The sequence below is a fragment of the Lysinibacillus sphaericus genome, from assembly GCF_002982115.1.
Classification (GTDB): domain Bacteria; phylum Bacillota; class Bacilli; order Bacillales_A; family Planococcaceae; genus Lysinibacillus; species Lysinibacillus sphaericus.
Genome location: NZ_CP019980.1, coordinates 3247405 through 3260494 on the forward strand (window position 1 = coordinate 3247405; position 13090 = coordinate 3260494).

9 protein-coding genes are annotated in these 13090 nt (G+C 39.1%); 3 read left to right on the plus strand and 6 right to left on the minus strand.

Annotated features, from left to right (window positions below):
• The first annotated feature begins 19 nt into the window (after positions 1-19).
• Positions 20-1366 (plus strand): uracil-xanthine permease family protein, encoded by a 1347-nt coding sequence (locus LS41612_RS16195; RefSeq protein ID WP_024361404.1) that lies wholly within the window; start codon positions 20-22, stop codon positions 1364-1366.
• Positions 1367-1561: 195 nt separating this feature from the next.
• On the opposite strand, the gene LS41612_RS16200 is transcribed toward LS41612_RS16195, so the two are convergent.
• Positions 1562-1906 (minus strand): winged helix-turn-helix transcriptional regulator, encoded by a 345-nt coding sequence (locus tag LS41612_RS16200; RefSeq protein ID WP_024361405.1) that lies wholly within the window; start codon positions 1904-1906, stop codon positions 1562-1564.
• Positions 1907-2036: 130 nt separating this feature from the next.
• Between LS41612_RS16200 and LS41612_RS16205 the strand changes: the two genes are divergently transcribed.
• Positions 2037-2669, plus strand: a complete 633-nt coding sequence (locus tag LS41612_RS16205; protein WP_024361406.1) for a nitroreductase family protein — start codon at positions 2037-2039, stop codon at positions 2667-2669.
• Positions 2670-2910: 241 nt separating this feature from the next.
• The gene (gene solA / locus LS41612_RS16210; protein ID WP_024361407.1) at positions 2911-4029 is read left to right on the plus strand and encodes an N-methyl-L-tryptophan oxidase; all 1119 of its coding nucleotides are present in this window, start codon (positions 2911-2913) and stop codon (positions 4027-4029) included.
• Between the two features lie 57 nt (positions 4030-4086).
• Here solA and LS41612_RS16215 read toward each other — a convergent pair whose 3' ends face one another.
• The 5 genes from LS41612_RS16215 to LS41612_RS16235 all read right to left on the minus strand — a co-directional run bounded on the left by LS41612_RS16215 (position 4087) and on the right by LS41612_RS16235 (position 12945).
• Complete coding sequence (locus LS41612_RS16215) at positions 4087-6066, minus strand: hydantoinase B/oxoprolinase family protein (protein ID WP_024361408.1); 1980 nt, start codon at positions 6064-6066, stop codon at positions 4087-4089.
• Positions 6067-6090: 24 nt separating this feature from the next.
• On the minus strand, positions 6091-8115 hold the full coding sequence (locus LS41612_RS16220) for a hydantoinase/oxoprolinase family protein (protein WP_024361409.1): 2025 nt from the start codon (positions 8113-8115) through the stop codon (positions 6091-6093).
• A 100-nt stretch (positions 8116-8215) separates the two neighbouring features.
• Positions 8216-9613, minus strand: coding sequence for an aldehyde dehydrogenase family protein (locus LS41612_RS16225; protein WP_024361410.1), 1398 nt, complete (start codon positions 9611-9613; stop codon positions 8216-8218).
• A gap of 61 nt (positions 9614-9674) precedes the next feature.
• Complete coding sequence (locus LS41612_RS16230; RefSeq protein WP_024361411.1) at positions 9675-11003, minus strand: aminotransferase family protein; 1329 nt, start codon at positions 11001-11003, stop codon at positions 9675-9677.
• 295 nt (positions 11004-11298) lie between these two features.
• Entirely contained in the window at positions 11299-12945 is a 1647-nt protein-coding gene (locus tag LS41612_RS16235) for a sigma-54 interaction domain-containing protein (RefSeq protein WP_024361412.1), read from the minus strand.
• Between the last annotated feature and the right edge of the window lie 145 nt (positions 12946-13090).

A 13090-nucleotide genomic window follows, 5' to 3' on the forward strand; every position in this document is an offset into this window, starting at 1 on the left:
ATTTGAGGTGGGCATCTTAGTGGAAACGCAAAAAAACAATTTAGCAAACAGTAATACCGCACATTTAACCGTTTTACCCGATGACAAAGTACCATTCGGTCAATCCGCTCTTCTAGGTTTACAACATGTAATGGCCATGGACGTCTATGTCGTACCTTTCCTAATTGCGATGTTAATAGGCATGCAATCAGGACAAGCAAGTGCTTTAATACAATCAACATTTATCGCAGCAGGGATTGCGACGATTGTCCAAAGCCATTTCTGCATGAAGCTTCCAATCGCACAAGGACCCTCGTATGTACCATTAGGAGCGATAGTTGGTATCTATGCCGCAAGTGGCAGTGGCGAACTTGGTTGGAGCGCTGTACTGGGTGCAAGCCTGATTGGGGCCATTTTTGTCATCATTTTAGGTTATACAGGTATTTTCAACAAAATCGTTAAAACATTTATTCCCCCAATTGTAGGCGGTACAATTATTTTCGTCGTTGGCTTATCCCTTATGCCCGTTGGTTTAAGTAGTAATATTTTTGAAGGCGCTGGTGCTACGATTAGCCAAAACATATACTTGGCGCTTATTTCAGCTACCGTATTAATTGGCTGCGTAATGCTAGGCTCTATATTCCGTCAAAAAGGTCGAGTATTTCGTATTGCCTCCGTTATTATCGCGTTGCTTATCGGTTGTGTCGCTGCAAATATTATGGGTATTTTAGATTTATCGGCTGTTGGAAAAGCAAATTGGTTTAGCTTACCGCAATTGCCTTTTGTAGATTACGGCTTTACATTTAACTTTTCAGCTATTATAACAATGGTGATTATCTATATTGTCTTAATGGCTGAAACGACGGGTACATGGTTTGCTGTAAGTAATGTAATTGATAAACCATTGACAGATAGACAAATTAATCGTGGGGTAATTGGTGAGGGTATTGGCTGTTTCATCGCCTCATTACTCGGTTCTACGCCGGTAACTGGCTATTCAACAAATGCAGGGGTTATTTCCATCACAGGTATTGCAAGCCGTCGTATCTTTATTGTTGCAGGTTTTTGGTTTATTTTGTTCGGTTTTTCCGGTAAATTGGCTGCCTTAATCTCTGCCATTCCTTCAGCAGTGATCGGTGGCGTCTTTGTCATCGTCTGTGGCATTATCGCCATTAGCGGGTTACAGGTAATGAAAAATGAACATATTGGCGAAAAAGAAATGTACGTCATTGCTGTTCCTGTTATCTTAACATTAGCGTTAACACTATTACCAAAAGATTTCTTATATGCTTTACCTACAACGGTACAATATTTATTCGGCTCTCCAATAGCAACAGCTGCGCTCGTTGCCATTATGTTAAATAAAGTATTACCAAATGTTAAATAGGTAAGGTTTGGAGACTGTAGATAAAGAGAGTTTATCTACAGTCTTTTTGTCTTAAGTGAATCCTATAATATAAAGGCAAAAAAGTACAAACTTTATAGGAAGGATAAAGATATTGGCAAAACAACAAAAGTCATTACAAATAGTTACAAATAAAAAAAGCCATAACACCTCAAGCACTTGAGGTATTTTGGCTTTTTATGTTGTCTCTTTTGTCATTTTCTCAAATTCACATAAATCAATCCATTTTTGAATAGACGCTATGACTTCCTGAAATGCTAAGCCATTTGGTGTTAATGCATATTCTACCTTTTTTATCGATGAATCAATGTATTTCTTTTCAATTAATCCTGCATTAACAAGCTCATTTAAACGTTCTGTTAGTAAACGATCAGAAATGCCGGGTATTGTGGCATGAATTTCATGATACCTTTTTGGACCAGGCAACAAAGTATAAATAATCATTCCCATCCAACGTTTCCCTATAAACTCTATTGCCTGATGATAACTACTACATATATGTGAACAGTTTGATTGTGTCATCTCATAACCTCCTGTCTGTAATTCCTTATTCTATTGTAGCACACAAAATATTTTTTATTTGACGAATAAACTTACTAATGGTAAGATTCTAATCATCAACTTACCATTAGTAAGTTTTAAGGAGGACATTATGTCAGCAACTAAAACACAATCCAATCTATATACAATTATGGAAGAGCGTAAATCCGTTCGCGTCTATGATCCAGCTTTTAAAATTCCACAAGTAGAGCTTGAAGCAATTATTCAAGAGGCTACTAGCGCTCCGTCATCTAGTAACTTGCAACCATGGAGATTCCTAGTCATTCAAGACGAAGCTGTAAAAACAGAACTACGTGCTATTGCCAATAACCAAGAACAAGTTGAAACATCTTCAGCTATTATTGCAGTGTTAGGCAATGCCGAAATGTATCAGCAAGTTGAACAAATTTACACGCAAAATGTAGCAGAAGGGCATATGGGTGAAGCACAGAAAGATTTAATGATTACGAATACTCTACGTACTTACCCAGCTGCACCACTTGAAGTCAGAAAAAATATTGCAACATTTGATGCAGGTCTTATCTCAATGCAACTAATGCTGATTGCAAAAGAAAAAGGTTATGATACGGTGACAATGGGCGGATTTGATAAAGAGAAATTTGCACAACGTTTTGAATTACCAGAGCATATTTTCCCTGTTGTTCTTATTGCCATCGGGAAAGCGGCAGCACCTGCTTATGGTTCATCACGTTTACCATTAAAAGACATTGCTCGTTTTATTTAATTCAGTAATAATCTGTTGGCTAACAGGTAAGAGAAAAAGTGTTAGATTGACTGCATCAATCTAACACTTTTTTGCTCGTTGTATCATTTGTTTATGCATTCTAAGCAAGAGTTGTCCCTTAAACCACTCTTCTTTTTAGTGATGTCCTAGCCTTTTCGTGTTTTCCTATAATCCCTATTTAAGTTGTTGCAAAATTCTCATTTCTTTTTTGCTATACTAGAGAAAGAAAGTAGGGATGACTATGATTTATGATGTAATTATTGTGGGTGCTGGTTCAATGGGAATGGCGGCTGGTTATTATTTAGCGAAGGCAGGAAAAAACGTCCTTATGCTCGATGCTTTTGATCCACCACATGAAGAGGGCAGCCATCATGGCGAAACAAGAATTATTCGTTTTGCTTACGGTGAAGGAGCGAGTTATGTCCCTTTCGTGCTACGCGCAGGACAACTATGGAAAGAGCTTGAAGCGGAAACAAGTGAATCTTTATTTTTACAAACAGGTGTGATGAATGTTGGTCAATCAGATCATACCTTTCTTCAAAATGTTAGAACAAGCGCGAAACTATACGATTTACCTTTAGAACAGTATACAGCCGCCGAAGCGATGGAAAAATGGCCTGGATTAGCATTGCCTGAGGATTTAGTAGTGTGCTATGAACCAACTGCAGGTGTATTGCATGTAGAAGCCTGTATCGCTGCCTATAAAAAGTTAGCATTAGCACAAGGTGCCATTTTACATACAAATGAAAAGGTCCACGCTATTAAGACCGAAGACATTGTACAAATACATACAGAAAATGGGTTATATGAGGCAAGAAACCTCATTGTCACAGCAGGGGCTTGGGCATCGGAATTGCTCCAAACCATGAACCTTTCATATCCTATTACACCAACACGCAAAACATTTGCTTGGTTTGAAGCAGACGAACAGCTTTATCGTGACACTACATTCCCCGCCTACTGTTTCGAATTTGCTGATTCAGCCTATTACGGTTTTCCAAGCATTCATGGGGCAGGCTTGAAACTAGGTCGCCATGATGGTGGTGAGCCTATCGACCCTAATGAGCCAATGCGTCCATTCGATAATCAGGATGCTGCTGATTTACAACATTTTCTCAATCGCTTTATGCCACAGCATGGTGCACTTGCATTCGGCAAAACATGTAAATATTCTGTGACACCTGATGAACACTTTATCATTGATTTTTTACCTAATCATCGCAATATTGTCATTGCTGCAGGATTTTCTGGTCATGGCTTCAAATTTAGTAGCGCAGTTGGCGAAGTATTAACAGAACTTATATTAAATGGTACAAGCAAGCAAGATTTATCCCTTTTTCAGCTTAATCGCTTTGCCTAAATCATAACAACCAAGAGAAATATTTCGTTCTCTTGGTTGCTTTATTGTTGTATAACATTACATCCAATAGGCTAACGAACGTTTTTTCATGGACGTACGATATTGTTTTGTGGAAATTGGTAACACTTGATTTGTTTTGTAATCCATAATAACGCCATAGCGACGTACAACGTCCATTTGATTGATTTCACCTGTATTGTACATACGCTCCACTTCATAGGGGTCTGTTTCAAGCCATTGTTGACGATTTTTTCGAATATACGCTCGCTCTTTCACGGTAGCTGCCATATCAATTTCAAATGCATCAATATCACGATCAATTTCACGGATAACAACGCCATAATCAAGTTTCGCACGTTCAAGCGAAACATATTCATCGATGACATCCTCTAAAACTGCGTTGACATCACGCTCAAGAGGGTCACCTAATCCTCCCCCGCCAGCAGATGGACGTGTAAAGGAGTCTCCCTTTTTCAATGCGACATTAGAAAAAATAGTACCCAAAAATTCCTCACCAGCTTGATTTGGATTTAAAATAGCCCCTTGTGCAATGGACGGTAAGCCTCCCATAATGCCCCACGTAATAGAACGAGAACGGTCACAACAATATGACATCACGGTGTTGTTTATATCCGTTAATAACCCACCCTTTTCAACACCACAACCACCGCGATATTTCCCTGGACCTGCTGAATCTGTAATAATCTCATGTTTTGTCGTTAGTACAGGAGACAAGCGTTCTTGCCCTTCACACGGTTGGACACTTAAACCGACCCCAAATACAGGTGATGTCGTATTTGCGCCATCGCGATCCACACGCCCACCATGTCCTCCTGCCATCCAGTCATACCACATAAAATACCCATTATTATTTTGTCGTTGATCGTAGCCACCAATTAACAAATACTCTAGGTTAAATGAACAAGCAATTGCACGTTCAGGCATGATGTTTGACCATAACTCAAAACATGCATTCATTATCTTTTCAAAAGAACCTGAGCAATAGCCAGATACTGCAATAGGACTCGGAGCATTGACAACAGTATTTTCGGGCAAATGTATTTTGACAACTCGATAGAAACCTGAATTTAATGGAATTTCCGGAAAGAATGTTTTCGTTCCTGCATAAATACCAGAAAGTGCCGAACCGAATCCAGCATTTAAAAAGCAACTTATAGCAGGGTGTGACCCACTTAAATCATAGAAAATTTCATCTTCACGAATTGTCATTTTCACATGCACTGGTATTAAGCCATCCCCTAGCTCTGGGTCCATATCAATGTAATCTACTGTTTCCCATTGTCCTTTCGGTAAGGCTTTAATCTTTGCACTCGTCAAACGTTCTACATAATTTTGTACCTCTTCAAATGCTAATAAAACCGTATCGATACCATATTTGTTAATCATCTCATTCAATTGTTTTTCGCCAATTTTAGCCGCTTCTACTTGTGAACGTAAATCGCCAATTCGTTCCTCGGGAATACGCATATTCATCACGATAATATTCACAACATCTGCTAAATACTGACCTTTACTATAAATGCGTACAGGGGGTATTCGTAATCCCTCTCCATAATGTTCCTTTGCTGTAATATCAAAAGAACCTGGATTAGAACCACCTACATCTGCCCAATGACCGTTTGTTTGCATCAGGGCAATCAGCTTATCGCCATGGAAAACAGGTAGTATAACCCGAACATCGCTAAAATGCGTGCCCCCCCGATATGGATCATTTACTAAAAATACGTCACCAGGGTGAATATCATTTGCAAAATCCTCTAAAATCGCTTTCGCTGTTAGATGTAAAGTACCGACATGTACCGAAATATCTTGTGTTCCCTGCATAACTGTATTTCCTTGTGCGTCACATAATGCACAACTAAAATCCCGATTATAAATAACAAAAGAATAGCAAGTACGCAACATTTGTTCAGCCATTTGATCGACTAAATTTACAAAGCCATTTTTCAACACTTCAAATGTTACTGGATCCAGATTTTTAATTTGATTATTTAGGAACAATCCTGTAGTACTCATAGATTACTTCCCCCTTATCATGTATTAGTTCACGGTAATAATGATATTTTTATAAGCATCTACTTCAGCCGTAAATCCTGGTGGAATGACCGTCGTCGTATCTAATTGATCCACAATTGCAGGACCTTGTAATTGTGCATGCACTGGAATTTTATCGCGATAATAAACGTTTGTTTCAACATATGCCCCATCAAAATAGACAGGTCGTGTCTCTTTATAAGCATCTTGTAAGGAGCCAGTTGATTCAAATTGTGGGAAATTAGGTTTTGGCACTGTACCTATTGCAGTCACACGTAAACCGTAAATCTCAACAATCTGGTCCTTATCTGAAAATGCAAATTCTCGCTCATGTTCTTGGTGGAATGCTGCTAATACTTCCTCCAAGGAAGTGACGTAATCTGGTACCACAACCGCTAAGGAACGCCATTGTCCCTTATAGCGAAGATCCATATAATTCATCAAAGTCGATGTTTCTTCAGAAATCCCTTCTTCTTCTAATAATGCTTTCGCCTCTTTCCGTAGTGCCTGATATTGAATATCGAGCTCTTCGACTGATACTTCATTTGCTTTTTTTACAAACGTTTTTGAAATATCGTGGCGTACATCTACAAGTAAGCATCCCATTGCTGCTGCTACGCCCGGATGTGTAGGGATAATGACTTTCGGGATATTTAAATCTTTTGCTAAATGTGCGGCATGAAGTGGCCCTGCACCACCAAAGGCTACAAGAGCAAAATCACGTGGGTCATAGCCCCTTCGTACAGAAATTAAACGAACGGCATCACTCATATTGGCATTGGCAACTTCAATAATGGCACTCGCAGCTTCTTCAATTGTTTGATTGAAAGCTTGCGCAATTTTTGTTACAGCCTGCTGTGCCTTTCTTTTATCTAATTGCATCATCCCATCTAACAATGTCACACCAAGACGTCCTAAAACGACATTAGCGTCTGAGTTGGTTGGCTCTGTACCACCATGACCATAGCAGGCTGGACCTGGTATAGCACCAGCACTTTGCGGCCCATTTCGTAATGATCCACCTTCATCTTGCCAAGCTAAACTACCACCGCCAGCACCTATCGTTAATATTTCAATACTTGGAAATCCTATTGGATAACCATATTCAATAGACCAATCCTTTGTAATTCGAATTTGTCCTTTGTACATCAGTGAAATATCTGTACTTGTTCCTCCCATATCCAAGCCTATCGCATTTTCAAAACCGCATAACTTTGCTATATGTTTGCTCGCAATTGCTCCCGCAGCAATTCCTGAGCTCGCTAATCTAGCGGCATAGCGAGGCACTGTACTAGACGTCATGACACCTCCGCCAGAATGTAAAACTAAAATTTCCTCCTCATAGCCTCTTTTTTGCATTTCATTACTTAATTTACTAATATAATTGCTCATGATTGGTCCTAGAACCGCATTAATAATCGTTGTACTCATCCGTTCATGCTCGAATATTTCAGGTAGTACTTCACTTGAAGTACATATATAAACATCTGGCAGTTCCTCAAGTAAAATCTTTTTCACTTTTGCTTCGTTTTCTCCATTCACATAAGAATTGATAAAACATATAGCAATGGATTCTGTCCCGCGACGTTTCAATTTCTTTGCTAATACCCGAATTTCTTCCTCATCGATAGCTTGCAATACTGTTCCTTCATAATCTATTCGCTCGGTGACTTCAAAACGATCGCGGCGTTGAATATAGGGCTTTGCCGTATCTTTGTACGTATCCCAAATATCCTCCTTTGTGCCGCGACGAATTTCTGTGACATCGCGAAATCCTTTTGTCGTAATTAGAGCGGTTTTCGGTAGCTTTCGCTCAATTAATGCATTCGTACCAACCGTCGTGCCATGAGAAAAAATTTTAATATCCTGCCCTTTCAACTCTGCCTTCTCAACGCCATTTAAAATTCCCTGTTCAGGGTTTGATGGGGTGGATGAAGTTTTTGTGACAAATATTTCTCCTGTATCTTCATTAAAAACAAACACATCTGTAAACGTTCCACCAACATCTATTGCTAAGCGAGTTTGTGCCATAGAGATACCTTCTTTCGTTTAATAGTGTGAAAATATGCATAACAATCTACTAACCTATAAGAAAAAACAGTCTCCCATATGTAACGGGCTTTAAAGCCCATTACATTCCCTGTGTGCGGATTGTCACCGTTTTAAATGTTGTAAAAAATTCTTTTGCTGCTTGCCCTTGTTCACGTGCGCCAGTACTTGAATTTTTCATGCCGCCAAATGGCGCTTGGGGTTCAGCACCACCTGTCTCGTCGTTCACTTGAACAAGCCCCACTTCGCTACGCTGAATAAAATCAAAAGCTTTTTGAATGTTGTTCGTATAAATAGAAGCACTTAACCCAAATTCAGAGTCGTTGGATAATCGAATTGCTTCTTCATAATCCTTTACCTTAATCACAGCTAAAACTGGTCCAAAAATTTCATCACGCGCAATGCCCATAGCATGTGTTACATTTGTAAAAATCGTCGGGTCAATATAATAACCTTCTGATTTACCTTGCGTCGGTCCACCACCATAGACAAGTTTGGCACCTTCTAATTTTGCTTTTTCAATGGCAGCTAAAATACTCTCATATTGACCTTTTGAGGAAACTGGACCCATTGACGTGCCGACTTTGATTTCCCTCGCTTGTTCAATTAAACATGCTAACACCTCATCATAAACTGCTTCCTCAATATAAACTCGACTAGTTGCTGTACAACGTTGTCCGGTTTGCTTCATTGCTCCTTCAATTGTTAACTTTGCAGCGAGATGAATGTCCGCATCAGCTAATATAATGGCAGCGTTTTTACCGCCTAGTTCAAGCTGAATTTTTTTCTTAGTTGATCCTGCACTATCTAAAATACTTTGCCCAACACCATTTGAACCGGTAAATGTTATTGCTTTCACTTCTGGTGCTTCAAGCAAAACTTGCCCAACTTTCGAACCGCGTCCTTGTACAACGTTTAACACATTCTTTGGTATACCTGCTTGTTCAAAGAGCTCGCCGATAAGTTTTCCCGTTAAAGCGCTTTCAATAGAAGGTTTCCAAACAACCGTATTGCCGTATACTAATGCGGGCGCAATTTTCCACAAAGGAATAGCTACTGGGAAATTCCATGGTGTAATAGCTGCAACTACACCAAGAGGGACACGCATTGTGTACAACATTTTGCCTTCACTGGCAGACGGCAATACTTCACCTGTCGCCCGCATTCCTTCTTGTGCAAAATAGCGCAAAATAGAAGCGCCACGTTTCACCTCCCCAATCATTTCATTTTTGGTTTTACCCATTTCGTTGGAAGCTGTTTCAGCTACTTTATCAATATTTTGTTCGAGCAAGTCTGCAGTGACACGCAATAGTTCCCCACGCACTACTGACGATGTATTTTTCCAATCTTCAAATGCTTCATTTGCCGCTGTAACGACTTCCTTTGTCTCATCCACTGTCAAAAGCTCTACTTGACCAATACATTGCGATGGTTTTGCAGGATTAAATTGCTCTCGAATTTCCCTAATGATAGTTGTCATAAAACCCCTCCTTGATTAAGTAACTGATTCTTCATATTAGCTCGCATTAAAGCCATACATATTAATCTTTTGCAATAATCGTTTTACGCACAAATTCAAAAGTCTCATCTAGAATACGTAACATTTCGTTTAATTCTGCTTTCGATAAAATAAGTGGTGGTGCAAAAACAACTGTATCTTGCTCGTACGTGACTGTTCGTAAAATTAAGCCTCGTTTCATCGTTTCTTGAACAAATATTGGGCTAATGGCAGTCTTGAAAAGCTCGCCAGTTTCACGATTTTTAACTAGCTCAATAGCACCAAGCAAACCAATTGTTCGAACATTTCCGATAAAGCTATATTTTTCTTGAAGCGCTTTAAAACCTGTCAACATCGCTTCTCCCATAGATGCTGCGTTTTCTATCAACATTTCCCGCTCTAGAATGTCAATGTTTTTTAAGCCTACTTGGCAAGCCAATGCATGACCACTATACGTATAACCGTGCATTAAAGTCCCTTTGGAAAGCTGGCAATATGTTTCATGAATTTTTTCCGAAATTACCACACCTCCAAGCTGTGCGTAGCCACTCGATACCCCTTTAGCAAATGACATCATATCTGGTACAACGCCATAATGCTCCATGCCAAACCATTTACCCGTACGACCGAAACCGGTAATTACTTCATCCGCTATAAATAAAATGCCGTACTCATCGCAAAGTTTACGTACTTCTTTAAAATAATCTTCTGGCGGAATATTGACTCCTCCCGCTCCTTGAATCGGCTCGGAAATAAACGCTGCTACTGTTTCTGGACCTAGTGCTTCAATCATTTCTCGAAGATCGCGAACAGATTGATTGTAAACATAATGGAAATCAGGTGCAGGAGAGTTGGTAAAGTTACGAAATGCCTGTATACCCGTCGCATTTGTCGCTCCCATCGCCACCCCATGATAGGATTGTGTACGTGAAATAATTTTTTGACGCGCTGGCTGACCCTTTAATAACCAGTAATGGCGAGCTAGTTTAATCGCCGTATCATTTGATTCTGATCCTCCGGAAGTAAAAAATACTGTATTTAAATCTCCTGGTGTTAAAGAGGCTATTTTCGTTGCTAAACGAATAGCTGGTTCATTACTAAATGAAGCAAAACAAGAGCTAAATGCTAATGTTGCCATTTGTTCTTTTGCAACTTCTGCAATTTCCTCACGACCGTGTCCAACGTTTACGTTCCATAAAGAAGACATGCCATCAATATAACTTTTCCCCTCTAAATCTTTTAAATAGATGCCTTTCCCCTCTGTAAAAATAGCAGCAGGCCCTTGTGTTTGCTGTTGCTCAATCGACGTCGTTGGATGTAGAAAATGCTTTTGATCTAAAGTTTTCAATTCTTCTTTTAGTTGAATTGTCATCAATACCAGCCTCTTTTCATTAAAAGTTTTATACACTTTATTACAAGCAATTTTTATGCCAACTACATAAAAAAAGAGACATTATTAAAAAATGCCTCTCTAATTTATTGAATTCGTCCATCATTATTCACTATTGAGCACCTCGAACGACTTGGTAGTTTTCAGAATGTCGATATTTTTTTGCTTCAATAAATATCTTGTTAGAAACACATACGCCTATTCAAATATCACTAGCATTTCATGCTTTTTTGCACTAATTATGCAAATATACAAGTAGTGATGCATAACTACATCGTTATTCTTGATAGGAGATATGCCGTGTCAATTGGAATTTTTGTATTTTCCTTACTAACGTAGATTGATCGCAACCGAGCGCTTTGGCTGCTTGTCTTATACTCGGATGTTCGGATAATGCTTGCTTAATCAATTGCTTTTCAAACATTGCCACTTGCTCTTTTAATGTACCTACCAAAAGTGGAACTGCAAGCTGTTGTTGTACATTTGGCTGTTGCACTGTATTGTCGACTTGTCGAATAACTAGTGGATTGCTATCAAGCTCTTGTTGAACTGTACTTGCCGTAATTTCAGGTTGGGTAGCCAATAAGCAAAGGCGTTCCACCATATTTTTTAATTGCCTGACATTTCCCGGCCATGCATACGCTTCTAACACTTTCATAGCTGTTGACTCAATTGTTCGATGAATGCCATATTTATCACCTATCAACGCTAAAAAATGATTAACTAATGGAATAATATCTTGCCGACGATGTCTTAATGGTGGAATTTCAATAGGGATAATGTTTAAGCGATAATATAAATCCTCCCGAAAGCTACCTTGCCTAACCATATCCGCTAAGTTTCGGTTGGTTGCTGCGATAATTCGTACATCAATTGCAATCGGTCTGCCACTTCCTATGCGCTGTACCTCCGATTCTTGTAGCACTCGCAATAATTTAGCTTGGAGTTGCAAAGGCATTTCTCCAATTTCATCTAAAAACACCGTGCCTCCTGATGCAATTTCAAAGAGTCCGGCTTTTCCACCTTTACTAGCTCCCGTAAATGCCCCTGATTCATAGCCAAAAAGTTCAGATTCAAGTAATGTTTCTGGAATTGCACTACAATTGATTGTTAAGATTTGCTTATGACTTCGTCTGCTATAGGCATGAATAAGTTTTGTAATCTCCTCTTTGCCGACTCCCGATTCACCACCAATTAGCACGGTAGAATCTACTTCCGCTACACGCATCACCCTTTTGACTACTTGCATCATGGCGGAAGATACGGCAATTAAACTACTTTTTCTCGATTCTTGATTATGTAAGGCTTGTAGTTTGTATTTAAAATTTTCATTTTGATCTTCTAATTTTTGTACTTCTTGTTCAAGCAATTTGAGTTGTGTCATATCCCGTGTGATGGCAACAACATATTGTAATTTGCCATCTTCGTCAAAAATAGGCTGACCTGTGACTAAAAAACATCTACCGTTAATGAAAGTTTGCAATATCGTTACCTTTTCTTGCGATTCAATTACTTTCATCGAAATAGAATCACTCATTAACCCTTCAGCAATGACATCTTTTGCATATCTCCCCCGTAAATCGATGCCAACAATTTCAATATCAATATCATTTTGAAATAAAATTTTGCCGTGACGATCACAAATTGTCACCCCATCAGAAATTGAGTTCAACAACTTATGTGACAGGGGGTTCATAAAATCGATATCGTTAAACTGCTTCAATGATCTAGCTGTAAACAGTGTACCTTGAGATGTTTCTACTACATGGACGAAATATTCTTGCACCTCAAATGTTTCTTGTCCTTTACAGTATTTCTCACTTATTTGTTCAAGAAGCTCTTGTTGGATATCACTTTTGACAATCACTTCACCATTTTTCACAATAAAAAAATGTTCTTCCTTATGAAGTTCTGTTACTGACATCTGAACCGCTTCCTTTCCAAATCCATTTTATTATTTTTAGAAGTAATGCAAAAAATCCGCTCCCTATCCACGGAATCTCTAGCAAACAACTACTTGCGTAGTTGTTTGCTAGGCTTGCATTCTCGTAAGCGTGTCGCGAATTTAA